This is a genomic window from Methylotenera sp. (genome assembly GCF_029945535.1).
In the GTDB taxonomy this organism is placed as follows: domain Bacteria; phylum Pseudomonadota; class Gammaproteobacteria; order Burkholderiales; family Methylophilaceae; genus Methylotenera.
Map to the genome: position 1 here is coordinate 38786 of NZ_JAQSCU010000014.1, position 24407 is coordinate 63192.

The following is a 24407-nucleotide window of genomic DNA, read 5'->3' on the forward strand; positions in this document are numbered from 1 at the left end:
TTAATTTAAAGCTTATAACTTATTTTTTAGCTTTAGGTGTTGGTGTTTTCTCAGTTAACACGTAGCTGATGTAGTTAGCTTTTTGAGCGGCTGTACAGTCCATACCTAAAATATCAACACAGTGTTGAGTGAATTTGGCTTCAACTTTATCAAAGTCAGAAAAGCGTTTTGTATTCACCACTGGTGATAGTGGTTTAATCACTTTGCCAGTCACAATATTTTTGCCGTTATCGGCTGGGTTTGCAGTATGGCATGATGCACAAGCAGTTTCTTTGCCGTTAGCTGTTTTTACTTTGTTATTGAAAAACGCCTTGCCTTCTTCAACTGAAGGGCCCGCAAATTCTTTGTTTTCAGCAATGGCTTGGGTATGGTAAATCAATACTAATTTTTTTGCATTTGCAATACTAGCATGCGCAGAAATGGCGCTAAAGCCTAACAATGCTACTAAAAGGATACTTAATTTTTTCATTTGCTGCTCCATTATTTTAATAAAAAACTGTTCTTACTTAGCAATCATGCTTCAACATTCACATAATAAAGTAGTTTGCAAAAAGATGCTTTAATTTTTATAAAGCGAATATTATGCCAAGATTATTAAGAAATTGTGTCTATCTTCTAAAGGTAACGTTTTAGCGTGAAAAGAGTTGACTTAATTCTGTGAAAACGCCTGCTTTTACATGACTATTGGCAGTTATTAAAGTAAAATCTAGCCTTTGCATAATGCCTTCAATCGCGTGTTAAGTGATTGTATTGCTTGGTAGTTGTTATATTGTGCCTATTGTTTGAAAGACAAGCTTGAATATATGAATTTCCCTGACATTTTTGATGTGATTGTAGTTGGTGGCGGACATGCCGGCACCGAAGCTGCGCTTGCTAGCGCCAGAATGGGGCAAAAAACCTTATTGCTCACACATAACATCGAAACTTTAGGTCAAATGTCCTGCAACCCCAGTATTGGCGGTATCGGCAAAGGTCATTTGGTTAAAGAAATTGATGCGCTTGGTGGCGCAATGGCCGCGGCGACGGATGAAGGCGGCATTCAGTTTAGAATTTTAAATTCCAGTAAAGGCCCTGCCGTACGCGCCACTCGTGCTCAAGCTGACCGTGTGTTGTATAAAGCTGCGATTAGGCATCGCTTAGAAAATCAGCCTAACCTTTGGCTGTTTCAGCAGGCGGTGGATGACATCATTTTAGACGGTGATCGTGCTACTGGCGTAGTAACGCAAATTGGCTTGCGCTTTGCTTCTAAAACAGTCGTGCTCACTGCGGGTACATTCTTAGGTGGCTTGGTGCACGTGGGATTGCAAAACTACAGCGCTGGTCGCGCGGGTGATCCGCCAGCTATTTCATTAGCTGCGCGTTTACGTGAAATTGGTTTACCTGCAGGTCGTTTAAAAACTGGCACACCGCCGCGTATTGACGGCCGCACGATTGATTATTCTGTGATGACGATTCAACCAGGTGATGATCCTGTGCCGGTGTTTTCCTTTATGGGCAATGTTGCGCAGCACCCTGCTCAACTGCCATGCTGGATAACTCATACGAACGAGCGTACACACGATATTATTCGTAGTGGTTTAGATCGCTCACCTATGTACACGGGAGTGATTGAAGGTGTGGGTCCACGGTATTGCCCAAGTGTGGAAGATAAAATCCATCGCTTTGCCGATAAAGATTCGCACCAAATATTTTTAGAGCCTGAGGGCCTAACTACTAATGAAGTTTACCCAAATGGCATTTCAACCAGTTTGCCGTTTGATATACAACTGGCGTTAGTGCGCTCAGTGCGTGGTTTAGAAAATGCACATATTCTGCGCCCGGGCTATGCGATTGAGTATGACTATTATGATCCGCGTGGTTTGAAAAGCTCACTGGAAACCAAAATGGTGCAAGGCTTGTTTTTTGCAGGTCAAATTAATGGTACGACTGGGTATGAAGAAGCTGCCGCGCAAGGTTTATTGGCGGGTGCGAATGCTGCACTTTATTCACAAGGCAAAGAATCTTGGTGCCCTGCGCGCGATGAAGCCTATTTGGGTGTGATGGTCGATGATCTTATTACTCGCGGCGTCACTGAGCCATATCGTATGTTTACCAGTCGTGCAGAATATCGTTTGCAATTGAGGGAAGATAACGCAGATATGCGCCTCACTGAAATCGGTCGTAAATTAGGCTTAGTGGACGACGCGCGTTGGGAAGCATTTAGCCGTAAGAAAGAAGCGGTTGAGCGCGAGCAAGATCGCCTTAAAAAAACTTTTGTGCAACCTGCTAATGTGCCTACAGAAAAAATGGTGGAAATGTTTGGTAAGCCGCTTGAGCATGAATATAGTTTGTTTGAATTATTGCGTCGCCCAGAAGTAAGTTATGAGGCTGTGCTCACTTTAGGTGAAATCGGCTTGGGCGAAGTTGAACCTGCCGTGCGTGAGCAAGTGGAAATCGCCGCGAAATATCAAGGCTATATTGATCGCCAAACGGATGAGGTCGCACGTAGTCGTGGTCAAGAAAATACAAAGTTGCCTGATGATTTAGATTACCGAGAGATTCACGGTTTGCCAATTGAAGCGCAACAAAAATTGAACGCGCAAAAACCAGAAACTATCGGTCAAGCCAGCCGTATTTCAGGCATTACGCCTGCCGCTATTTCTTTGTTATTGGTGTATTTGAAGCGTAAGTCTCGTAATAAGCCTGCCGCAGATTTGGCCGCGTAAATTCCCGCATGACTTTGATAAGTACGCTACAAAGCAAACTGCAATCTGGCTTGCTAGAAATGAATTTGCAGATTGATGTTGAGAAGCAGGTGAAATTGATTGCCTATTTATTGCTCATTGATAAATGGAACAAGGTGCATAACCTCACTGCAATCCGCGACCCGTTGGAAATGGTAACTTTGCATTTGTTAGATAGCTTGAGTGTATTGCCCCATGTGCAAGCTCTAGCCCCAAAATATTTGTTGGATGTTGGTGCGGGTGCGGGTTTGCCGAGCATTCCCTTGGCGATATGTTTACCAGAGTTGCAAGTGACGGCCATAGACTCAGTCGCTAAAAAAACCAGCTTCATGCGACAAGTAAAAGGCGAGTTAGGCCTGAGCAATTTTCAGGTTGAGGTTGGTCGTGTAGAGACTCTTAAAAAAGACGTGAAATTTGATGTAATAATTTCACGCGCTTTTTCTGAAATCGGCTTGTTTGTTAAGCTCACAAAACATCTGCTTGCCGATAATGGGCAATGGCTCGCGATGAAGGGCGTTATACCGGCGCATGAGTTTGAGCATCAAGATTATAAAAGTGCAGGTGTGCAAGTAAACAAAATTGAAGGCTTGAAGGTGGCGAGTTTAGAGGCGGAGCGCCATCTGGTTTTTTTAAGTACCACGTAGTTAAGTGCCATGTAGTTAAGTCATAGTCGTAAGTTAATCTAGTTAATTTTATTCTGATAAATCTATAAGAAAATAATGAAAATATTAGCAATCACTAATCAAAAAGGCGGTGTAGGTAAAACCACGACTTGCGTGAACTTGGCTGCTAGTTTGGCGAGTTTGGGTAAGCGCGTTTTACTGATTGATTTAGATCCGCAGGGCAATGCCAGTACTGGCAGCGGTATAGATAAAGCACACTTAAAGTTCAGTATTTATCATGTGTTGATTGGTGAAAAGTCGCTAAAAGAAGTGATTTTAACTAGTGAAAAAGGCGGCTTTGATATTGCCCCATCAAATCGCGATTTGGCGGGTGCGGAAGTTGAGTTGGTCAATGAGCTGGCGCGTGAGAACCGTTTAAAGGTGGCGATTGCAAAATTAGTGAGTGCCGAAGAAGCTGCGCCTTATGATTTTGTATTGTTGGATTGCCCCCCTGCCCTGAACTTGGTGACGGTAAATGCACTCACGGCTTCTAGCGCGGTGATGATACCGATGCAATGCGAATATTACGCCTTGGAAGGTTTATCTGACTTAGTGAACACCATCAAAAAAGTCCGCGCGCGCTTGAACCCGGCGTTGGAAATTGAAGGTCTGTTACGTACTTTGTTCGATAATCGCAATATGCTTGCACAGCAAGTATCGGCGCAACTCATTAGCCATTTTGGCGATAAAGTGTACAAAACCATTATTCCACGCAATATTCGTTTAGCAGAAGCGCCCAGCTACGGCGTACCAGTGTTGAGCTATGATAAAGCCTCAAAAGGCGCGGTGGCGTATTTAGAATTAGCAAAAGAAGTTATGCGGAGTGATAAAAAAAATGGCTAAGTTAAAAGGCTTAAATAGAGGCTTGGGTCGCGGGCTGGATAGCTTGCTCGCAGGGGATATGGGCAGCGTTGGTGAAGCGGATTCGCTCTTGGTGCTAAAAGTAGAGCAATTGCAGCCTGGTAAATATCAACCACGTAGCTATATGGATGAGGCCGCCTTGCAAACTTTAGCTGCTTCGATTAAATCACAAGGCATTATGCAACCGATTTTGGTGCGACATATTGACGATGAGCATTATGAAATCATTGCCGGTGAACGCCGTTGGCGCGCTAGCCAGATAGCCGGCTTAGAAGAAGTGCCGGTATTAGTGCGTGAAATCGCCGATGAAGCTGCATTGGCAATGGCGTTGATCGAAAATATTCAACGTGAAAACTTGAATCCATTGGAGGAGGCGCAAGGTATTAAGCGCCTGATTGATGAGTTTGAAATGACACACGAAAAAGCGGCAGCAGCAGTTGGTCGTTCACGTGTGGCGGTTTCAAATTTATTGCGCTTGTTAACTTTATGCGCACCAGTGCAAGATATGTTGATGCATGGCAAGTTAGATATGGGTCATGCACGTGCTCTAATTGGATTGGAAGGCGCGCAACAAGTGATGCTTGCAACACAAATTGTGCAAAATAATTTATCAGTACGCGAAGTTGAAGGTCTGGTAAAAAATCTAGAAGCTACAGGCAATGAAGCACCGCAAAAACAAATACAGAAAACCCATGTAAATCCTGATGTTTTAAGGCTGCAAGAAGCATTAAGTGATAAGTTAGGCGCAACAGTCAGCATAAAAGCAGATGCAAAAGGTGCGGGTACTTTAAAAATTAGTTATGCAAATTTAGATCAATTAGATGAAATTGTGAGCAGAATCTCACGCTAAGTGTTTCATTTTGCTTAAACAAAATGTAAATGCTTGTAACTTAATCCTTGACTAAAAATCGGTAATAATTCAAAATCGCGGTCTTTGCTGGATGGTGAATGTAAGTAATCGATAAAACAGCATCCATCTAAGCGCTAAATTTTATTGGATTTAAGCAATTGTCAGCATCCATCACATCAGATGTTTTTAGTAAAATGCTTAAAGTTCAATTGATTGCAACGTTGACCGTTGCAGTAGTGGCTTTATTGGTTTCTGGTTTAAATGCGGGTGTTTCAGCAGTGCTCGGTGGCGCAAGTGTGGTGTTAGGCGCTCTAGCAGCGACTGCGATTGCTAAGCGTGGTGCGAATCAAACCGACCCGACAGCAATACTGCTAAATCTACTAAAAGCTGAAGCAGTAAAAATTTTGGTGATCATTGTTTTATTGGTGATCATTTTTAAGGTGTATAGACAATTGGTGCCATTTGCACTAATTGCAGGGTTAGCAGCAGCAGCACTGTTTTCAGGGGCTGCATTGAGTAAGTTAAAAGTTTAATTTAAACGAATTTAATTAAAGTAAATAATAGATTATGGCTATAGAACAAGCAGAAAAAGCACTTACCCCTTCTGAATACATTACGCATCATTTAACGTTTAATTCGCAACCAGTTGGTGATGGTAGCTTTTGGATGTTAAATTACGACAGCTTTATTATGTCTGTATTGCTCGGTGTAGTCGTAATGGGTTTAATTTGGTGGGTAGCGCGCGGCGCAACAGCTGGCGTACCTTCAAAAGGCCAAGCATTTGTAGAGCTAATTTTCAGTTTTGTAGATGATCAAGTAAAAAATATATTCCACGGCAATCGCCACAGTTTCATCGCCCCAACAGCATTAACAGTATTTTTATGGGTTTTAGCCATGAACGCCATGGACTTTTTACCTGTAGATGTGATGCATCATTTCGTTTACGCGCCATTAGGTTTAGAGCATTGGCGCAGTGTTCCTACTTCAGATATCAATACAACTTTCGCATTGGCGTTAGCGGTTTGGTTCTTGATGATATTCTTCTCAATCAAAGTTAAAGGCTTTGGTGGTTGGATTCATGAGCTTTTCTACACGCCATTCGGCACTAAATTCTGGGTTTTACCATTGAATTTCCTATTCAATTTAATCGAATACGTATCAAAACCACTTTCACACTCATTGCGACTATTCGGCAATATGTATGCTGGTGAGGTTATTTTCTTGTTGCTCGGTATGTGGGCTGCCACTGGTATTTCAGGCACAATTTTCGGTGCAATTCTAGGTGCTGGTTGGTCAATATTCCATATCTTAATCGTGGCGTTACAAGCGTTTATTTTCATGATGTTGACAGTGGTTTATTTATCGATGGCACACGAGTCACATTAAGTTAAAGTTTTTTGTAGTTTATTTTTTTAGTAGTTTTAGTTGTAAGTTTAATTTTTGAGAGGGTAATAAAATGGATGCATTAGCAATGATTCAAGCCTACACAGGCGTTGGTATTGGTTTAATTATTGGTTTAGGCGCTGCAGGTGCTTGTATCGGTATTGGTATTATGTGCGCAAGCTTCTTAGAAGGTGCTGCTCGTCAACCAGAAATGATTCCACAATTGCAAGGTAAAGTATTCTTGCTTTTAGGTCTTATCGATGCTTCTTTCATTATTGGCGTTGGTCTAGCAATGATGTTTGCATTTGCTAACCCATTATTAAGTGTAGTAGCTAAGTAATTAGCTTATAAATAATTTGGCGCTACTTAAATTTAGCGCAAATTAAACGACTTAAATATTGGAGTAAGTAATGAATATTAACTTTACACTTATCGCACAAGCTATTGCATTTGCTGTGTTGATTTGGTTCACAGTGAAATTCGTTTGGCCACCGCTGTTATCAGCGATTGAAACACGCCAAAAGGAAATCGCTGATGGTTTGGCAGCAGCTCAAGAAGGCAGAAGTGCTTTAGATGTTGCGGCTAAGAAATCAGAAGCGACATTAGCTGAAGCTAAACAAAAAGCGAGTGAGATTATTGGTCAAGCTGAAAAACGCGGTTCACAAATCGTGGAAGAAGCTAAGGATAACGCTAGGACTGAAGGCGAACGCATTTTAGCTGGTGCTAAGGCTGAAATCGACCAAGAAGTAAACCGCGCTAAAGAAGGTCTTCGTTCACAAGTGTCTGCGCTAGCTATTGCTGGTGCTGAAAAAATCTTGCGTAAAGAAATTGACGCAAAAGCACACAGTGAAATGTTATCTAAACTAGCAGCAGAACTTTAAGCTAAGGACAGAGGAAATCACATGGCTGAAATATCAACCATCGCAAGGCCTTACGCAGTTGCTGCTTATAAGTTAGGTCGCGAACAAAAGTCGTTGGCTAAATGGTCTGAAATGTTAGGTTTTGCATCAAGTGTCGCAAGCGACGCGCAGATGCAAGCTTACATTCAAGATCCAAAAGTAGTCAGCAGCGAATTGCAAGCCGCTTTTCTAAAAGTGTGTGGCGATAAGCTTAACGAACAAGGTCAAAACTTGATTAAAGTATTGGTTGAGTACGGACGTATGTCTATTTTGCCTGCGATTACCGAAGCGTTTGAAGAGCTTAAGGCGTTAGACGAAGGTACCTTAGATGCACAAATTATTGCTGCTGCTAAACCTAGTGCCGCAGAAGTCAAAGATTTAGTAAAACGCTTAGAAGCTAAATTCGGTAAAAAAATTGAAGCCAATGTTTCTGTAGATTCAGAACTGATTGGTGGGATTAAAATTATTGTTGGCGATACAGTGATAGACGCATCCGTCAAAGGTCAGTTACAAAATTTAGCGTACACGCTTTCAGCTTAGGCCTAAGCAAAGAATAATTTAGGCAAAGAAAATTATTAGGAGTCAAAATGCAGTTATCTACATCAGAAATCAGTGAACTGATTAAAAGCAGATTAGAAAATTTTTCTACCTCAGCTGAAGCGCGTACTCAAGGTACAGTAATTTCAGTAACCGACGGTATCGTTCGTATTCACGGTCTTTCAAACGTGATGGCTGGCGAGATGATCGAGTTTCCAGGCAACACATTCGGTTTAGCGCTTAACTTAGAGCGCGATTCAGTAGGTGCGGTTGTTCTAGGTGACTATGAGCATATTACTGAAGGCGATATCTGTAAATGTACAGGTCGTATTTTAGAAGTGCCAGTAGGTCCAGAATTAATCGGTCGCGTTGTTAATGCGCTAGGTCAGCCAATTGATGGTAAAGGCCCAGTTAATGCAAAAATGACTGACAAGATTGAAAAGGTTGCACCAGGCGTGATTGCACGTAAATCAGTTTCACAACCAGTACAAACAGGTTTGAAATCTGTTGACTCTATGGTTCCAGTTGGTCGTGGTCAACGTGAATTGATTATTGGTGACCGTCAAACAGGTAAAACTGCGGTTGCGATTGATGCCATCATCAATCAAAAAGGTCAAAACATGACCTGTATCTATGTAGCGATTGGCCAAAAGGCTTCTACTGTCGCTAACGTGGTACGTAAACTTGAAGAAAACGGCGCACTTGCTTACACCATCGTGGTTGCGGCAACAGCATCAGATTCAGCAGCATTACAATTTTTAGCACCGTACGCTGGTTGTACGATGGGCGAGTACTTCCGTGACCGCGGTGAGGATGCATTGATCGTTTATGATGATTTGACTAAACAAGCGATTGCTTACCGTCAAATTTCATTGTTATTACGCCGTCCACCAGGTCGTGAAGCTTACCCAGGTGACGTGTTCTACATTCACTCACGTTTGTTAGAGCGTGCAGCGCGTGTTAACGAAGATTACGTAGAAAAATTCACTAACGGTGCCGTTAAAGGCAAAACAGGTTCATTGACTGCATTGCCAGTGATTGAAACAGCGGCTGGTGACGTTTCTGCTTTCGTGCCAACTAACGTGATTTCAATTACCGATGGTCAAATCTTCTTAGAAACTGACTTGTTCAACGCTGGTATTCGTCCTGCGATTAACGCTGGTATTTCAGTGTCTCGCGTTGGTGGTGCTGCTCAAACTAAAGTCATTAAGAAATTAGGTGGCGGTGTACGTTTAGCATTAGCGCAATACCGTGAATTGGCTGCGTTTGCGCAGTTCGCTTCTGATTTGGATGAAGCAACACGTAAACAATTAGACCGCGGTCGTATGTTTACTGAGTTGATGAAACAAGCGCAATACGCACCATTAAGTGTTTCTAAAATGGCGATTACATTGTTAGCAGCTAACAAAGGCTACTTTGATGATGTTCCAACCAATAAAGTGTTAGCTTTTGAAAACGCATTACACGGTTTCATGGGTTCTAAATACGCTAAATTGATGGAAGGCATTGAATCTAGCAAAGATTTAGCTGGCGATAACGAAAAAGCAGTTGAAGCCGCAATTCAGGACTTCAAAGCTACAAACGCTTACTAATAATTCTACTATCTAGGACTAAAAATGGCTGGTAGTAAAGAGATTAGAACCAAGATCAAGAGTGTTGAAAATACACGCAAGATCACCAAGGCGATGGAAATGGTTGCCGCTTCTAAAATGCGTAAAGCGCAAGATAGAATGCGTGCTAGCCGTCCGTATGCTGAGAAAATTCGTAACGTTGCTGCGCATCTTTCATTTGCAAACCCAGAGTATAAGCACCCATATTTAATCAAACGTGAGGTTGTTAAAAACGTCGGTTTGATTGTGGTGAGCTCAGATAAAGGCCTATGTGGCGGTTTAAATACCAACATGCTGCGCCTCTCAGTTAACCAAATGAAAAATTGGGAATCTGAAGGTAAAGCGATTGCGGTAAGTGCAATTGGTAACAAAGGTTTCAGTTTCATGAACCGCGTTGGTGCTAATGTTAAATCGCACATTACTGGTTTAGGCGATGTGCCGCATTTAGAAACGCTAATCGGTACGATTAAAGTGATGCTAGATATGTATGAAGCTGGCGAAATTGATCAGCTTTATATTAGCTATACCAAGTTCATTAATACCATGAAGCAAGAGCCAGTGATGGAGCAATTATTACCATTGAGCGGCGAGCAACTAGGTAGTCCTAAAGGTCATTGGGATTACATCTATGAGCCTGAAGCTAAGCCAGTAGTTGATCAATTGATGACACGTTATATCGAATCATTAGTTTATAACGCTGTGGCAGAGAATATGGCTTCAGAGCAATCATCACGTATGGTGGCAATGAAATCAGCGTCTGACAATGCGAAAGAAGTGATTGGTGATTTGAAACTGGTTTACAACAAAGCACGTCAAGCAGCCATTACCAAAGAGATTTCAGAAATCGTCGGCGGCGCGGCAGCGGTATCATAGTATTTTTAAGAATTAAATTACAATTCAACAGATTAGCTTGAATAGGATATAAAAAATGAGTACAGCGAACGTAGGTGTAAAAATAGGTAAAGTAGTGCAAATTATTGGTGCGGTGGTCGACGTTGAATTTCCACGCGATCAAATGCCTAAAGTGTTTGAAGCGTTAATTATTGACGATGCATCAAGCAATGCTGAAGTAGGCTTAACGCTTGAAGTGCAACAGCAATTAGGTGACGGTATTGTACGTACGATTGCCATGGGTTCTTCAGATGGTCTTGCACGTGGTACATCATTCAAATCAACAGGCGATCAAATTACTGTGCCAGTTGGTGTAGGTACTTTGGGTCGTATTATGGACGTGTTAGGCCGCCCAATTGATGAGGCTGGTCCAATTGATTGTGATGAGCGTCGTGCAATTCACCAAAAAGCGCCAACTTTTGAAGAGTTATCTCCATCAGTTGACTTGTTGGAAACAGGTATCAAGGTGATTGACTTAGTTTGCCCATTTGCTAAAGGCGGTAAAGTTGGTTTGTTTGGTGGTGCTGGTGTGGGTAAAACAGTTAACATGCTTGAGCTAATCAACAACATTGCTAAACAACACTCAGGTTTATCAGTGTTTGCTGGTGTAGGTGAGCGCACTCGTGAAGGTAACGATTTCTACCACGAAATGGCAGAAGCTGGCGTTATTAAGCTAGATGACATGAAAGAATCAAAAGTAGCGATGGTGTTCGGTCAAATGAACGAGCCACCAGGTAACCGTTTACGCGTAGCTTTGTCAGGTTTGACCATGGCTGAGAAATTCCGTGACGAAGGTCGTGACGTATTGTTCTTCGTTGATAACATCTACCGCTACACATTGGCCGGTACTGAAGTATCAGCGTTGTTAGGTCGTATGCCTTCAGCTGTAGGTTACCAACCTACTCTAGCGGACGAGATGGGCCGTTTACAAGAACGTATTACATCAACTAAAACAGGTTCAATTACTTCTATCCAAGCGGTTTATGTTCCTGCCGATGACTTGACTGACCCATCACCAGCGACAACTTTCCAACATTTGGATTCAACAGTTGTGTTGTCACGTGACATTGCATCTTTAGGTATCTACCCAGCGGTTGATCCACTAGATTCTACTTCACGTCAATTAGACCCATTGGTAGTTGGTGAAGAGCATTACAACGTTGCACGTTCTGTTCAACAAACATTACAACGTTATAAAGAACTTCGCGATATTATTGCTATTTTGGGCATGGACGAATTGTCACCAGAAGATAAATTAGCTGTTGGCCGTGCACGTAAAATTCAACGTTTCTTATCACAACCTTTCCACGTAGCTGAAGTGTTTACTGGCGCGCCAGGTAAATACGTGCCACTAAAAGAAACAATCAAAGGCTTTAAAGCGATTGTTGCTGGTGAATACGATCACTTGCCTGAGCAAGCGTTCTACATGGTAGGTGGCATTGAAGAAGCAGTAGAAAAAGCCAAAACTTTAAACTAAGCTGATTAAGCACTTAGTAAACTTTAATAAAGTATAGAGAAAAATATGGCAAATACTGTTCATATCGATGTAGTAAGTGCAGAAGCCAGCATTTTTGCTGGTGAAGCTGAGTTTGTTGTAGTTCCGGTAAGTACGGGTGAAGTAGGTATATACCCTCACCATGCACCTATGGTCACTACAATCAAACCAGGCTCATTGCGTATTAAACTGGCTGATTCTGCTGAAGAGACTTTGATTTTCATCTCAGGCGGTTTGTTAGAAGTGCAACCAGGTTTAATTACTGTGTTGGCTGATACTGCAGTGCGTGGTCACGATTTAGATGAAGCTAAAGCAGTTGCTTCAAAAGCAGCAGCTGAAGAAGCTATGAAGAATCGAACTTCGGATATGGATTATGCAAAAGCACAGGCTGAATTGTCTGAAGCGATTGCACAAATTCAAGCGATTGAACGACTACGTAAAGTTAATCATTGATGACCAAAATCAATTCGGTGTAACGAAAGTTAACACCAGCAAAAAGGCAGCTTAGGCTGCCTTTTTTGTTATACTTTAGCCATGCAAAAATCACAGAAGTCTTAAAGGCATAATGTCACTCAATATCATTATTCTAGCTGCGGGTAAAGGCACCCGCATGCATTCCAATACACCTAAAGTTCTACATGAAATTGGCGGTCAATCGATATTGGCGCATGTGATTGATTCTGCCAAAGCACTAAATCCAAGCAAAATTATTGTGGTATATGGTTATGGCGGCGAAATCGTTCGTGAAGCATTTTCACACGAAAATATTACTTGGGTAAACCAAGCTGAGCAGCTTGGCACAGGCCATGCTGTGCAACAAGCAGTACCATTTTTAGATGCTGGTGCACAATCTTTAGTGATGCTGGGCGATGTGCCTTTGGTTGACGTAGCCGCTTGCAAGACCTTAATTGAACAAGCCAATAACAAGTTAGCGATTCTATCTTTTAATAAAGCAGACCCCACTGGTTATGGCCGCATTGTGCGTGCAGATAATCAAAACGTGATGGCTATTGTAGAGCATAAAGATGCAACTATAACGCAGCGTAATATCGTTGAAGTGAATACTGGCATTATGGCGATGCCTAATGCTTATTTAACAAAATGGTTATCGCAATTGACCAATAACAATGCTCAGGGCGAATATTACCTTACTGATATTGTGACGCTGGCTGTGCAGCAGGGTATAGAAGTTGTTGCAGAGGTTACAGATGATGAATGGTCAGTCACAGGTATTAACTCTAAAACAGATTTAAGTGCTATAGAACGGGTGTATCAAACACGCATTGCACAAAAGTTGCTTCAACAAGGCGTTACATTAAGAGACCCTGCGCGTTTAGATGTGCGTGGTTTACTAAGCTGCGGCAAAGATGTAGAGATTGATGTTAATTGCGTGTTTGAAGGTAATGTCACTTTAGCTGATAACGTAAAAATCTCAGCAAACTGTGTCATTAAAAATGCCACCATGGAAGCTGGCGTTCAAATCGCGCCATTTACACATATTGATGACACTGAGATTGGCGAAAATAGCCGTATTGGTCCATTTGCAAGATTACGTCCTGGTACTACACTGGCTGCAGATACGCATATTGGTAACTTTGTAGAACTTAAAAATTCGCAAGTGGATGTTGGTAGCAAGATTAACCATCTAAGTTATGTGGGCGATACAACTATAGGCAAAAAAGTCAATATTGGTGCTGGCACAATAACTTGTAATTACGACGGTGCGAATAAATTTAGAACAGTGATTGAGGATGGCGCGTTCATAGGCTCAGACTCACAATTGGTTGCACCAATCACTATTGGTAGAAATGCGACCATTGCCGCAGGTTCAACCATTACTAGAGATGCGCCCGCGGACGCTTTAACATTCTGCCGTGCAAAAGAGCAAAAAACGATAGTGGGCTGGAAGCGGCCCATAAAAATCAAACGGTAAAGATTAAAAAGTAAGCTTAAGTAAATTAATTGATGAAAGACCATTTATGTGCGGAATTGTAGGCGCAGTAGCAAGTAGAAACGTCGTATCAACCCTTATAGAAGGTCTAAGCCGCCTGGAATATCGTGGCTACGACTCTGCAGGCGTTGCTGTATTGAGCGGTGGAAACATAGAGCGTGTACGTGCTGTTGGGCGAGTTGCTGCCATGACAGAAAAGGCTTTAGAGATTAATTTAAGTGGTCAAGTTGGTATTGGTCATACGCGCTGGGCCACACACGGTGGTGTGACTGAAAGCAATGCGCATCCACACGTCTCGAAAGGTGAAATTGCCGTGGTACATAACGGCATTATTGAAAATCACGATGAGCAGCGCACTCGCTTAAAAGCGCTAGGCTATGAATTTACGTCACAAACCGATACGGAAGTGATTGCGCATCTAATACACAATTATCACAAAGATTTACCACTCTTAGCAGCTACGCAAAAAGCCGTGGCTGAACTGACCGGTGCCTTCGCTATCAGCGTGATTTCAGTGAAAGAGCCGGAACACATGATTACCGCGCGCTTAGGTTGTCCGTTATTGATAGGCTTGGGTGAAGGTGAAAATTTCATTGCGTCTGATGTTTCTGCAGTGCTATCAGTGACCCGCAAAGTAATTTACCTTGAAGATGGTGACGTAGCCGATGTGCGTCGTGAGGGCGTCACAATATTTGGACGAGATGGTAATACAGTAGAACGCAAAGTGCATATGAGTGACGTATCGCTCGCCAGCATGGAGCTTGGCCCGTATGCGCACTTCATGCAAAAAGAAATACATGAACAACCTAAAGCGCTGACAGACACCATTGAAGCGCTGATTGATGATAATCAGTTCTCCCCCGCACTGTTTGGTGAAAACGCCAGTGAAGTATTTAAACAAGTCGATAGTATTTTGATTCTTGCTGCAGGAACAAGTTATTACGCTGCGCTTACCGCTAAATACTGGCTGGAAAGCATTGCAAAAATACCTACTAATGTAGAAATTGCCAGCGAATATCGATACAGAGTTTCTGTGTCAAATCCTAAACAATTGATAGTCACTATTTCACAATCAGGTGAAACGTTAGACACGATGGAGGCATTGAAGCACGCTAAATCGTTAGGCCAACATCTGACTTTAGCGATTTGTAACGTGCAAGAGAGTGCTATTCCACGCGCCTCGCAACTGGTGTTTTACACGCGTGCAGGGGCTGAAATCGGTGTAGCTTCTACCAAAGCCTTCACTACCCAATTAGTTGCCCTCTTCACTTTAGCTGCGACATTAGCTAAACAACGAGGAGTGCTTAGTGACGCTCAAGAACATGAGTATCTAACAGCTTTGAGACAATTGGGAGGCAGTGTACAACATGCGCTCAATCTGGAGCCACAAATACGTGAGTGGGCTAAAGCATTTTCTGATAAGCACCATGCTCTGTTTTTAGGCCGCGGTATACACTATCCAATTGCCCTAGAGGGAGCGCTCAAGCTTAAAGAGATCTCGTATATTCATGCCGAAGCCTATCCTGCAGGTGAGCTAAAGCACGGCCCACTAGCGCTTGTGGATAGCGACATGCCCGTCGTCGTGATTGCACCTAACGATACGTTGTTAGAAAAAGTAAAATCTAATATGCAAGAAGTGAAAGCACGTGGCGGAGAGTTGTTTGTATTTGCCGATGATGATAGCCACTTTGCAGAAAGTGAGTGTGTGCATGTCATTCGCACCTTGCGCCACGTAGGCGTGCTATCACCTATTTTGCATACCATCCCTGTACAGCTGTTGGCATATCATGTCGCATTAATCAAAGGAACGGATGTGGATAAGCCTAGAAATTTGGCAAAATCGGTCACAGTAGAGTAGTCTATAAAACTATCAATTTACGTCTCATTTAGTAGAAACAATATGAGTCACAACTCTAAAACCGTAATGCAAAATTCTGAAAGTCGCTTATATGATTTGATTGCACAAAGGCTATTGCCTAATGCAAATAAAGATGAAATAGATCAACGTATTTGGGATTTGTTTGGCGAAGAGTGGTGTGTGATGATGACCGATTTGGCGGGCTTTTCTCGTCGAGTGGCAGAGTATGGCATCATTCATTTTTTGCAGACGATTTATGAGTCTGAACGTTTGTTATTACCAGTGATTGAGCAACATGAAGGTTTTTTACTTAAAACTGATGGTGACTCTTTTTTAGTGATTTTTCGTCAGCCACAAAAAGCATTGCAATGTGCGCTTGTGATGCAGCAGATTTTAATTCCCTATAACGAAGCTAAACTTGAACAAGAAAGAGTTCACCTATGCGTGGGTTTGGGCTTTGGTAAGATTTTGCGTGTAGGCAATACCGAAGTGTTTGGAGCAGAGGTGAATGCCGCCTGTAAACTGGGTGAAGATGTCGCAAAACAAGGCGAAACTTTGGTGACAGGCGCATTTCAGCAAGTTTGCGCGGATTTCGCAGGAGTGACTTATCAAAAGCTAGAGCACGCGCCAGCCGGTGCAAACTCTGCCTACAAAGTGATTTTGATTTAGAAAATGCTCAATTAGTTGTGTGCTTTAGTAAGTACTTGGTTCTTTCAAAATCACAGGAATAATGTCCAAAGTGCCACCATCATGCCCCACCATGATTTGCCCATCTTGAATGGTGCAGCTGATATTAAAGCCACGCTCTGCAATGTTCGCTAATTCTTTTGTTTCGGGTAAATTAATCACCGTTAAGTTGTTGGTTTTAAGCAAGGCTTTACTGTTAGCCGCCCACCACATATCAGCGATTCGCCCACCGTAAAGCACCACCACTACTTGCTTTGCGCGTCCTGCAGCTTTACGAATATCTTTTTCTGTTGGTAAGCCTACATCCATCCATAACTCGATAGCGCCAGTGAGATCTTTTTGCCATAAATCTGGCTCTTCATCATCGCTCAAGCCTTTGCCGAATATCAGCGCTTCATTGGCATACATGGCAAAACCAATTAGTCGCACCATGACGCGCTCATCAGTTTCTGATGGATGTTTAGCAATGGTTAAGTTATGTTGCTGGTAATAATTACGATCCATATCAGAAACTTGCAGATCGATTTTATAAATTGTGGATTTGATTGCCATTTAAGCTGTGCCTTTTATCGTTGGCACATTATACCTACATTCCCATCGCCCTATTCATTGCAATCATTGATGTATAGTCAGGGATAGCGAGCAAGCATGCGGGCTTTCTGTTAAGCTTTCATTTTTTATATTAGCAAAACAAAAAGGTATTTATTTTGGCTCAATATGTCATGTCTATGCTCCGCGTGAGCAAAATCGTTCCTCCTAAAAAAACCATTATTAAAGATATTTCTTTATCTTTTTTCCCAGGCGCAAAAATTGGTTTGTTGGGTTTAAATGGCTCAGGTAAATCTACCGTGCTGCGCATTATGGCGGGTGTGGATAAAGAGTTTGAGGGCGAGGTGCAATGGCAGCCCAATATGACGATTGGCTACTTGCCGCAAGAGCCACAATTAGACCCAGAAAAAACCGTGCGTGAAGAAGTTGAATCAGGCATGGGCGAGGTGATGGAGGCGCAAGCCAAGTTAGAAGCCGTGTATGCCGCTTATGCAGAGCCAGACGCAGATTTTGACAAGCTTGCTGAAGAACAGGCTAAGTGGGAAAACATTATTGCTGCAAGCGGTAGCGACTTAACTACGCAACTAGATATAGCCGCAGATGCGCTGCGTTTACCACCTTGGGATGCAAAAATCGGCCCATTATCGGGTGGTGAAAAACGCCGTGTGGCTTTATGTAAACTATTGCTGTCTAAGCCAGATATGCTGCTGTTAGACGAGCCAACCAACCATTTGGATGCAGAGTCTGTGGAGTGGCTAGAACAGTTCTTGGTTCGCTTCCCAGGCACCGTGGTGGCGGTAACGCATGATAGATACTTCCTCGATAATGCAGCTGAGTGGATTTTAGAGTTAGATCGTGGCCATGGTATTCCATGGAAAGGCAATTACTCAAGCTGGTTAGATCAAAAGCAAGCACGTTTAGCGTTAGAGGAATCGCAAGAATCTACACGTCGTAAAGCATTGAATACCGAATTAGAGTGGGTGCGTCAAAATCCGAAAGCACGCCAAGCTAAAAGTAAATCACGTATTGCACGCTATGAAGAGTTAGCCAGTGCCGAGTATCAAAAACGTAACGAAACGCAGGAGATTTTCATTCCTGCAGGTGAGCGTTTAGGCGACCAAGTGATTGAATTCAACAACGTCACCAAGGCGTTTAAAGACAGATTATTGATTGATAATTTAAGCTTTAGCGTACCAGCTGGCGCGATTGTCGGTATTATCGGCCCGAACGGCGCAGGTAAATCGACACTATTTAAAATGGTGATGGGTTTGGAAGCGCCAGATAGCGGTGAGGTCAATATTGGCCAAACCGTTAAATTGGCATATGTTGACCAAAGCCGCGACGATTTGGGCAATACCAAGACGGTTTTTGAAGAAATAGCAAATGGCTCAGATATTCTTACGGTAGGCCGTTATGAAACGCCATCACGTGCTTACATTGGTCGCTTCAACTTTAAAGGCGGCGATCAACAAAAAATCGTCGGTCAGCTTTCAGGCGGTGAACGTGGCCGCTTGCACTTAGCGAAAACGCTGATTTCTGGCGGCAACGTATTGCTGCTCGATGAACCATCAAACGACTTAGATGTGGAAACATTACGTGCACTAGAAGATGCCTTGCTTGAGTTTGCAGGTTGCGTATTGGTGATTTCACATGATAGATGGTTCTTAGACCGTATCGCGACGCATATCTTAGCCGCAGAAGGTGAATCGCAATGGACGTTCTTTAACGGTAACTATCAAGAATATGAAGCCGATAAACGTAAACGTTTAGGTGAGGAAGGCGCTAAACCGAAACGAATCAGGTACAAACCGATTACGCGCTAGATGAAAAATTCAATCAATTAACTCCCAAAGCCCTCCGTACCTGAAAGGGCATGCCCGCCGAAACTAAGCCACAAAAAACCGTGGCAAGTTCGGCGACAAAGGCGCGAAACCGAAACGTATCAGATACAAACCCATTACGCGCTAGTCTGTCAATTATTGCATGTAGCATTTCGGCCAGTGTTTAGGCTGGTGACATTGGTAGAAATTGCCTTTGTCACATCGGCTACGGCTTCTTGTAAACTTATCACTACTGCATTGATGTCACTGGTAACCGTTTTGCTGATGATGCTTTGGCAGGATAATGAAGGCATGTCTCCTGAGCTTGTACCAGCATTTAGGCGTGTAATCGTCCATACAAAATTGGTTTGTACTTGTTCGCCCAGAGTCGCATTGAACTGCTGCAAATTAATAGAAATGCGGTAAATAGGTTGATTAGCGACTCGGCCGCCACGTGAAATATCGATGGCGCCAAGCTGATTGGTGATTCCGCTAACAAAAGCATCATGTAGTTCGTCATTGAATGCGGATGACCAGCGATCCTGCTCTAGAATCTTGATTTGAGAAACACTCTTTGAGGTAATCACTAACTGCGGACGTTTTAAGCGCTCAGGAACGCGTACAGGCAGCACCTCAATGGCAATTGGTGTTGTGTTTGATACACCCGCCGGCTTGCTTTGCGTTTGGTTGCTTAATGTATAAAAGCGCACGGTTGCAGGTGTTGCACATGCCGCGAGCGCAATAGCCAATACAACTATCAATGCTCTAGATTTGGTTAAACTCATCCGATGACTCCAATTTATCATGTTGCTTTTCCATATGACAAGGTTTTGAAACTCTTTTGTGCATTTATAAAGTTAAGGATTATCAATGGCTTTGCCACGAATCAGCGATTCAGGGTGTTGTTCAAGATAATCAGTTAATACTTTTAAAGAGCTTGCAGCACGCGATAGGTCTTGTAGTGTTTGCCTTAAATCTTGCTGTAATGGCGCGTCTTCTGACAACGTACGCCCTGCACTGTCAAGGGTTTTACGCACATCTTTCATGGCAGCGGTCACCTCAGGTGCTACGTCTTGGTTGAGTGTTTTTGTCAGTTTTTCAGCGCTGTTTAAGGTGTTGTTTAAGGTGACTAATGATTTTTGCAAATCAATACCGATTTGATCGAACGGCACTTTACTGAGCTTGCTAGTGATAGTCGCAATCTGTGTTTGCACTTCATCTAGCCCATTAGAAATGGTTGGTAATTCTATTGGTGTGCTCGGTGCTAGCACCACTGGCGGCGCTTTGGGGAAGAAATCAAGTGCAACGTAAAGCTGACCTGTCAGCAAATTGCCTGTGCGTAGCTGAGCACGCAAGCCGCGGCTGACCATAAATTGTATACGCTGCTGCTGTGTGTAAGATGATTGAGCTTCATCTTTAGCATATTTACTACCTAGCCTAGCAGGATAAATCTCAATGACCACGGGCATATCGAATTCACGGCGTTTAGTGTCATATTCAATGCCTATTGATTTCACTTGACCTAGCACTACGCCGCGGAAATCGACCGTTGCACCAGGTGTTAAGCCGCGGATCGACTGGTTGAAATGAAGGATGGCTGTTTCCGAGCGGCCATCCGGCTGCTTAAGTGCTTCGGTTTGGTCATGCGCTAATAGGAAAGTGGTATTTTCTTTGGCAAGCGTACCAAGATTACCATCTGCTGATTGAAATGCAAGCCCGCCCAGAACGACGCTAGCGAGTGATTGCGTATTGACCTTAAAGCCGCTGGCATTCACCTGAATATCCACCCCGCTGGCCTGCCAGAAGCGCGTGTTCATGCCAACAAACTTGTCATAAGGTTTATCGATGAAGATACGCAAACTAACACCTTTGCCATCATCATCTAAATCATAAGCAGAAACTTGGCCTACCTTGATGCGACGGTAAAAAATAGGTGACCCTACATCGACCGACCCCAAGTCATCTGCGTGCAATATGAACTGCTTACCCGAAGCGTCGCGCGTAACCGTGGGTTGTATTTCCAGCCCTGTGAATTCTTTGGTGGTTTCGTCGGATATACCGCCATCCGCGGCAATGTAAGCACCTGATAGCAATGTGCCTAGGCCTGAGACGCCAGAAGCACCAAGGCGTGGACGTACCACCCAGTAGTGCGTATCCATCGTGGTGAAGCTTTCTGCATTCTTAGATAGCTGCACCTTTACCAGCACCTGTGAGCGGTCTTTACTTAAGCTAATGGTTTGTACTTCACCAATATCAACTTCCTTATACTTCACCTTGGTCTTACCTGCTTCCAAGCCTTCACCAGTACGAAATGTGATGGTGATGACTGGGCCACGGTCTATTAATATTTTGGCGACTAAGATGACACCAATAATTGCAGCAATAATAGGAATTAACCATACCAACGATGGCAGCCAATTACTTTGCTGCTCACGCTTAGGGGTGGGCAAGCCAGTCACATTTTCTTGTTTAATCTCTTCGTTCATCGCGTTTCTTTCATCTTGTCTTTTATCTTTAATTTGGCATTACTTTTGTTTGAGCCATCAGTGGCTATAAATGACTGACTTGAAGTTTGGGAATCTGCAGTGTCCCAAATCAGCCGCGGATCAAAGCTGAGCGAAGCCAGCATGGTTAATACTACTACTGCGCCAAAAGCCACAATACCCACACCTGCAGTGATTTGGGCAAATCCCTGAATCTGTACTAAACCTACCAAAAGTGAGACGACAAAAACGTCCAGCATCGACCAGCGACCGATGATTTCTACTAAGCGGTATAACTTAGCTCGTTCTAGTTGTCGCCAGAAACTTTGCCGTTGTGCGCTAATCACTAATATAAATAATGATGCCAGTTTGAGTAAAGGTACAAGAAAGCTAGCAATGAAGACCACGGCTGCTAGACCCCAATCTCCAGACACCCAGAAGAAAATGATGCCGCTCAGAATGGTATCTTGATGGGTATCAAATAAAGTGCTGGTGATCATGACCGGCAACATATTAGCTGGAATATACATGATGCATGCGGTGATGAGTAGCGCCCAAGTGCGGTTAAGGCTATCTGGCTTGCGCATGTGCAGTGTAGCGTTGCAATGTAAGCAACATTGACCTTGCTGTGCACCTTTCCAGAGCTTGCCACATTGGTGACAGGCTAGTATGCCCAAGCTGCTAGCAGTCTCGAATTGAGTAGTTGCATATTCAGAAGGCAGCACTGCCATGTTAGTTAGAACGTTCTTCGTCATCTTGCCTCCTGTTCGGAGGTTTCCAACTGCCACAAATAACGTGGGTTGAATGACACCACAACTGTGAGCATCACGGTGAGCATACAAAATGCCCACAAGGCAATGCCGGGGATGATAGTGGCCATGTTTGATAGTTTGATTAACGCTACTAGTACCCCCAACATGAACACTTCCACCATGCCCCACGGGCGTAGCATTTGCATGATGCGTATCAATAGGCTAAACCCAGGGCGGTCATTAAGACTCGTTGATGGGATGAGTAGGTAAAATAAGATCAGCATCTGCATCAATGGAAATAATATAGTGGTTGCTAGCACCAGTAGTGCTACCAGCGAGACACCCTCGGTGCTTAGCGATAATACCGCACCCATTAATGTCGTTTTGCTGACTAAGCCCTGTAACTCTATTTGGACAATAGGAAAAGTATTTGCGATGACGAAAATGATGAGACTGGCGATGGTCAATGGCAGCAAATGATTACGCCGCTCTTGAGCATTACGGTCGAGTTCAGCTCCACAACGTGTGCAAAGTGAAATTTCGCCATTACCTAGTGAGAGCTTTTGAAACACGGCGTCACACTGCTCGCAGGCAATCATGTCTTGGATTTCATGCATAGTCAAGTCAGGCGATGTCTAATTAAGTCTATGATTAGACTATAACTTAGAAAAGCTATGGCAGGGGTTATCTAGGCCAAAACAGAACAATGCCATGGGCTAAATTTTATCAATATTTACAAAAATATTTATAGCCAATCCCAATCTAGGCGCTTCTTATGAGGCGCTTTTTTTACAGCAAAATCCCATAAAAATGGCGGTATTAAACGCATAAATCTTGCTACCCAACCCATTTGCCATGGAATCACACAGAAGCGGCGTTTGTTTTCAACGGCATTGGCAAATTTATAGGCAAATACATCGGCGTCCATTAAGAATGGCATTTTGTATTGATTTACGTCTGTCATTGGCGTGCGAATATAGCCCGGTGCAATAGTGGTGACGGCAATATTGTCTTGCGCCATTTCTACGCGCAGACTTTCTAAATAACTAATGGCGGCCGCTTTACTCGCGCTGTAAGCGCCTGCGCCTGGTAAGCCGCGAATACCCGCGACACTAGCAACGCCGACTAATTGAGCGTTCTCACCTTTTGCCCCAGCTTGGCGCATGGCGGCAATAAATGGCTGGAAGGTATGTACCAACCCCATGACGTTAATATCCATAATCGCTTGAAAAGCGGCAATGTCTTCCACGTGTTCGGTGAGCGTTCCACGGCTTACGCCTGCATTGGCAATGACTATGTTTGGTGTGCCATGTTGCTGCATAAAGCTTTCAGCAGCACTGGCAAGTGCTGCGCTATTACGTACATCTAGCGGATAAATGACACATTTAATTTTATAGGTTTCTTGTAGCTTAGATTGTAGCTTTTGTAAGTGCTCACTACGCCTAGCTACTAGTCCTATTGTGGTGTCTTTATTTTGAAAGCGTTTAGCATATTCTGTGGCAAGCGCCTCGCCTATGCCGCTGGAAGCGCCAGTGATAAAAACTTTCATGGATATAGCCTTAGTTGATGAGAGCAATTGAATAACGGAAATATTATAGGCGTAAAAAACCCGTTAATACCAGAAGGTAGTAACGGGCTCATTAGGTTTAAGCTAGAGTCTTAACAGAATCACCGATTAAATATTCTCTGGAAAAAAGACGTTAACCAGTTTGATTCTCCAACTACTTTTTTGCTGGGGTCTTCGCTTTGCTTGCGCGAACGTTTCCAACAATAAAATCAACCGTTTTAAGTGCTTGCTCGTTACCACCAGCCATTGTGCTAGAGGTAATGAATTGACCATTGATAATAAAACTAGGTACGCCAGTTGCGCCAGAAGCACGGAAGAAATTAGCCGCTTGGTTCAATTTATTATTCATAGAGAATGATTTAAATGCCGCTTCTACTTTCGCTTTATCTAGACCGCTTTTTTTAGTCATCCAATCAGTAATAGCTGCTTCATTGGTAGGATCAAGTGACTTTTCTTTATGCACAGCATCAAATAAAGCGGTGTGCAATTTGTCAGATATTTTCAAATCTTCCATAGCATAGAAAGCTTTAGCCATAGGTGCCCAAGATGGATTAGGCAAACCAGGTACACGTTTGAATACTACATCTGCTGGTAATTTCTTGACCCATGCGTTAAGGATAGGATCCATGTGGTAGCAATGAATACAGCCGTACCAGAATATTTCAGTCACCTCAATTTTACCTGGGTTGTCTGTGTTGATGACTTCTGCGGTTTTATCAAACTCTTGACCCAATTGTGGGTCTGCTGCCAATACATTGAATGAGGCTAACAACATTAATGCGGCCAACAATTTTTTCATCTTTAACTTTCCTTTTAACTTGGTCTAAAA

General features: G+C 43.2%; 25 protein-coding genes. 17 read left to right on the forward strand and 8 right to left on the reverse strand.

Going from position 1 to position 24407, the window contains the following annotated elements:
- Positions 1-19 precede the first annotated feature (19 nt).
- The gene (locus PSU72_RS11110) at positions 20-469 is read right to left on the reverse strand and encodes a DUF1924 domain-containing protein (RefSeq protein WP_300432567.1); all 450 of its coding nucleotides are present in this window, start codon (positions 467-469) and stop codon (positions 20-22) included.
- A 334-nt stretch (positions 470-803) separates the two neighbouring features.
- Between PSU72_RS11110 and mnmG the strand changes: the two genes are divergently transcribed.
- The 16 genes from mnmG (at position 804) to PSU72_RS11190 (ending at position 16389) form a co-directional block, all read left to right on the forward strand.
- Positions 804-2705 (forward strand): tRNA uridine-5-carboxymethylaminomethyl(34) synthesis enzyme MnmG, encoded by a 1902-nt coding sequence (gene mnmG / locus PSU72_RS11115; protein ID WP_300432569.1) that lies wholly within the window; start codon positions 804-806, stop codon positions 2703-2705.
- Positions 2706-2713: 8 nt separating this feature from the next.
- A complete protein-coding gene (gene rsmG, locus PSU72_RS11120) occupies positions 2714-3367 on the forward strand; it encodes a 16S rRNA (guanine(527)-N(7))-methyltransferase RsmG (protein WP_300432571.1) in 654 nt (217 codons plus the stop codon).
- A gap of 75 nt (positions 3368-3442) precedes the next feature.
- Complete coding sequence (locus PSU72_RS11125; protein WP_300432573.1) at positions 3443-4228, forward strand: AAA family ATPase; 786 nt, start codon at positions 3443-3445, stop codon at positions 4226-4228.
- Complete coding sequence (locus PSU72_RS11130; RefSeq protein ID WP_300432575.1) at positions 4221-5096, forward strand: ParB/RepB/Spo0J family partition protein; 876 nt, start codon at positions 4221-4223, stop codon at positions 5094-5096. The genes PSU72_RS11125 and PSU72_RS11130 overlap by 8 nt, the downstream gene beginning before the upstream one ends.
- Before the next feature lie 194 nt (positions 5097-5290).
- On the forward strand, positions 5291-5629 hold the full coding sequence (locus PSU72_RS11135; protein ID WP_300432577.1) for an ATP synthase subunit I: 339 nt from the start codon (positions 5291-5293) through the stop codon (positions 5627-5629).
- A gap of 34 nt (positions 5630-5663) precedes the next feature.
- Positions 5664-6482, forward strand: coding sequence for a F0F1 ATP synthase subunit A (atpB, locus tag PSU72_RS11140; RefSeq protein ID WP_300432579.1), 819 nt, complete (start codon positions 5664-5666; stop codon positions 6480-6482).
- Positions 6483-6552: 70 nt separating this feature from the next.
- Positions 6553-6819, forward strand: a complete 267-nt coding sequence (gene atpE, locus PSU72_RS11145) for a F0F1 ATP synthase subunit C (protein WP_013149445.1) — start codon at positions 6553-6555, stop codon at positions 6817-6819.
- 70 nt (positions 6820-6889) lie between these two features.
- Positions 6890-7360, forward strand: a complete 471-nt coding sequence (locus PSU72_RS11150; protein WP_300432581.1) for a F0F1 ATP synthase subunit B — start codon at positions 6890-6892, stop codon at positions 7358-7360.
- 21 nt (positions 7361-7381) lie between these two features.
- Positions 7382-7918: a F0F1 ATP synthase subunit delta gene (locus PSU72_RS11155; RefSeq protein WP_300432583.1), complete on the forward strand. Its 537-nt coding sequence runs from the start codon at positions 7382-7384 to the stop codon at positions 7916-7918.
- A 47-nt stretch (positions 7919-7965) separates the two neighbouring features.
- Positions 7966-9507, forward strand: a complete 1542-nt coding sequence (gene atpA, locus PSU72_RS11160; RefSeq protein WP_013149442.1) for a F0F1 ATP synthase subunit alpha — start codon at positions 7966-7968, stop codon at positions 9505-9507.
- Between the two features lie 24 nt (positions 9508-9531).
- A complete protein-coding gene (gene atpG, locus PSU72_RS11165; protein ID WP_300432585.1) occupies positions 9532-10398 on the forward strand; it encodes a F0F1 ATP synthase subunit gamma in 867 nt (288 codons plus the stop codon).
- Positions 10399-10453: 55 nt separating this feature from the next.
- Entirely contained in the window at positions 10454-11893 is a 1440-nt protein-coding gene (gene atpD / locus PSU72_RS11170) for a F0F1 ATP synthase subunit beta (RefSeq protein WP_300432587.1), read from the forward strand.
- 45 nt (positions 11894-11938) lie between these two features.
- A complete protein-coding gene (locus PSU72_RS11175; protein ID WP_300432589.1) occupies positions 11939-12364 on the forward strand; it encodes a F0F1 ATP synthase subunit epsilon in 426 nt (141 codons plus the stop codon).
- Positions 12365-12473: 109 nt separating this feature from the next.
- Positions 12474-13844, forward strand: coding sequence for a bifunctional UDP-N-acetylglucosamine diphosphorylase/glucosamine-1-phosphate N-acetyltransferase GlmU (gene glmU / locus PSU72_RS11180; protein ID WP_300432669.1), 1371 nt, complete (start codon positions 12474-12476; stop codon positions 13842-13844).
- 46 nt (positions 13845-13890) lie between these two features.
- The gene (gene glmS, locus PSU72_RS11185) at positions 13891-15720 is read left to right on the forward strand and encodes a glutamine--fructose-6-phosphate transaminase (isomerizing) (protein ID WP_300432591.1); all 1830 of its coding nucleotides are present in this window, start codon (positions 13891-13893) and stop codon (positions 15718-15720) included.
- A 42-nt stretch (positions 15721-15762) separates the two neighbouring features.
- Positions 15763-16389 (forward strand): adenylate/guanylate cyclase domain-containing protein, encoded by a 627-nt coding sequence (locus tag PSU72_RS11190; RefSeq protein ID WP_300432593.1) that lies wholly within the window; start codon positions 15763-15765, stop codon positions 16387-16389.
- A gap of 24 nt (positions 16390-16413) precedes the next feature.
- On the opposite strand, the gene PSU72_RS11195 is transcribed toward PSU72_RS11190, so the two are convergent.
- On the reverse strand, positions 16414-16959 hold the full coding sequence (locus PSU72_RS11195) for a YaeQ family protein (protein ID WP_300432595.1): 546 nt from the start codon (positions 16957-16959) through the stop codon (positions 16414-16416).
- Between the two features lie 155 nt (positions 16960-17114).
- Here PSU72_RS11195 and ettA point away from each other — a divergent pair, with 155 nt between their 5' ends.
- Entirely contained in the window at positions 17115-18779 is a 1665-nt protein-coding gene (gene ettA / locus PSU72_RS11200) for an energy-dependent translational throttle protein EttA (RefSeq protein ID WP_300432597.1), read from the forward strand.
- 149 nt (positions 18780-18928) lie between these two features.
- Here the strand turns inward: ettA and PSU72_RS11205 are convergent, their stop codons facing one another.
- The 6 genes from PSU72_RS11205 to PSU72_RS11230 form a co-directional block, all read right to left on the reverse strand.
- A complete protein-coding gene (locus tag PSU72_RS11205) occupies positions 18929-19561 on the reverse strand; it encodes a PqiC family protein (RefSeq protein ID WP_300432599.1) in 633 nt (210 codons plus the stop codon).
- Positions 19562-19633: 72 nt separating this feature from the next.
- Positions 19634-21262 (reverse strand): MlaD family protein, encoded by a 1629-nt coding sequence (locus PSU72_RS11210; protein WP_300432601.1) that lies wholly within the window; start codon positions 21260-21262, stop codon positions 19634-19636.
- The gene (locus tag PSU72_RS11215; RefSeq protein WP_300432602.1) at positions 21259-22014 is read right to left on the reverse strand and encodes a paraquat-inducible protein A; all 756 of its coding nucleotides are present in this window, start codon (positions 22012-22014) and stop codon (positions 21259-21261) included. Before PSU72_RS11215 ends, PSU72_RS11210 begins: the two co-directional genes overlap by 4 nt.
- On the reverse strand, positions 22011-22628 hold the full coding sequence (locus PSU72_RS11220) for a paraquat-inducible protein A (protein ID WP_300432603.1): 618 nt from the start codon (positions 22626-22628) through the stop codon (positions 22011-22013). The genes PSU72_RS11215 and PSU72_RS11220 overlap by 4 nt, the downstream gene beginning before the upstream one ends.
- Before the next feature lie 128 nt (positions 22629-22756).
- Positions 22757-23560 carry an SDR family oxidoreductase gene (locus PSU72_RS11225; protein ID WP_300432604.1) on the reverse strand — a complete coding sequence of 268 codons (804 nt, stop codon included), beginning with the start codon at positions 23558-23560 and terminating at the stop codon, positions 22757-22759.
- Between the two features lie 172 nt (positions 23561-23732).
- A complete protein-coding gene (locus PSU72_RS11230) occupies positions 23733-24377 on the reverse strand; it encodes a thiol:disulfide interchange protein DsbA/DsbL (protein WP_300432606.1) in 645 nt (214 codons plus the stop codon).
- Positions 24378-24407: the final 30 nt, after the last annotated feature.

Bases quoted from the DNA above. Each gene is read 5' to 3' on its own strand.
- atpE (WP_013149445.1), top strand. From the start codon at position 6,553: ATGGATGCATTAGCAATGATTCAAGCCTACACAGGCGTTGGTATTGGT.
- PSU72_RS11175 (WP_300432589.1), top strand. From the start codon at position 11,939: ATGGCAAATACTGTTCATATCGATGTAGTAAGTGCAGAAGCCAGCATT.
- atpG (WP_300432585.1), top strand. From the start codon at position 9,532: ATGGCTGGTAGTAAAGAGATTAGAACCAAGATCAAGAGTGTTGAAAAT.
- PSU72_RS11125 (WP_300432573.1), top strand. From the start codon at position 3,443: ATGAAAATATTAGCAATCACTAATCAAAAAGGCGGTGTAGGTAAAACC.
- PSU72_RS11220 (WP_300432603.1), bottom strand. From the start codon at position 22,628: ATGCATGAAATCCAAGACATGATTGCCTGCGAGCAGTGTGACGCCGTG.
- rsmG (WP_300432571.1), top strand. From the start codon at position 2,714: ATGACTTTGATAAGTACGCTACAAAGCAAACTGCAATCTGGCTTGCTA.
- PSU72_RS11210 (WP_300432601.1), bottom strand. From the start codon at position 21,262: ATGAACGAAGAGATTAAACAAGAAAATGTGACTGGCTTGCCCACCCCT.
- atpD (WP_300432587.1), top strand. From the start codon at position 10,454: ATGAGTACAGCGAACGTAGGTGTAAAAATAGGTAAAGTAGTGCAAATT.
- PSU72_RS11110 (WP_300432567.1), bottom strand. From the start codon at position 469: ATGAAAAAATTAAGTATCCTTTTAGTAGCATTGTTAGGCTTTAGCGCC.
- PSU72_RS11135 (WP_300432577.1), top strand. From the start codon at position 5,291: ATGCTTAAAGTTCAATTGATTGCAACGTTGACCGTTGCAGTAGTGGCT.
- glmS (WP_300432591.1), top strand. From the start codon at position 13,891: ATGTGCGGAATTGTAGGCGCAGTAGCAAGTAGAAACGTCGTATCAACC.
- PSU72_RS11205 (WP_300432599.1), bottom strand. From the start codon at position 19,561: ATGAGTTTAACCAAATCTAGAGCATTGATAGTTGTATTGGCTATTGCG.
- atpB (WP_300432579.1), top strand. From the start codon at position 5,664: ATGGCTATAGAACAAGCAGAAAAAGCACTTACCCCTTCTGAATACATT.
- PSU72_RS11190 (WP_300432593.1), top strand. From the start codon at position 15,763: ATGAGTCACAACTCTAAAACCGTAATGCAAAATTCTGAAAGTCGCTTA.
- mnmG (WP_300432569.1), top strand. From the start codon at position 804: ATGAATTTCCCTGACATTTTTGATGTGATTGTAGTTGGTGGCGGACAT.
- PSU72_RS11215 (WP_300432602.1), bottom strand. From the start codon at position 22,014: ATGACGAAGAACGTTCTAACTAACATGGCAGTGCTGCCTTCTGAATAT.
- PSU72_RS11130 (WP_300432575.1), top strand. From the start codon at position 4,221: ATGGCTAAGTTAAAAGGCTTAAATAGAGGCTTGGGTCGCGGGCTGGAT.
- PSU72_RS11155 (WP_300432583.1), top strand. From the start codon at position 7,382: ATGGCTGAAATATCAACCATCGCAAGGCCTTACGCAGTTGCTGCTTAT.
- PSU72_RS11225 (WP_300432604.1), bottom strand. From the start codon at position 23,560: ATGAAAGTTTTTATCACTGGCGCTTCCAGCGGCATAGGCGAGGCGCTT.
- PSU72_RS11230 (WP_300432606.1), bottom strand. From the start codon at position 24,377: ATGAAAAAATTGTTGGCCGCATTAATGTTGTTAGCCTCATTCAATGTA.
- PSU72_RS11195 (WP_300432595.1), bottom strand. From the start codon at position 16,959: ATGGCAATCAAATCCACAATTTATAAAATCGATCTGCAAGTTTCTGAT.
- atpA (WP_013149442.1), top strand. From the start codon at position 7,966: ATGCAGTTATCTACATCAGAAATCAGTGAACTGATTAAAAGCAGATTA.
- PSU72_RS11150 (WP_300432581.1), top strand. From the start codon at position 6,890: ATGAATATTAACTTTACACTTATCGCACAAGCTATTGCATTTGCTGTG.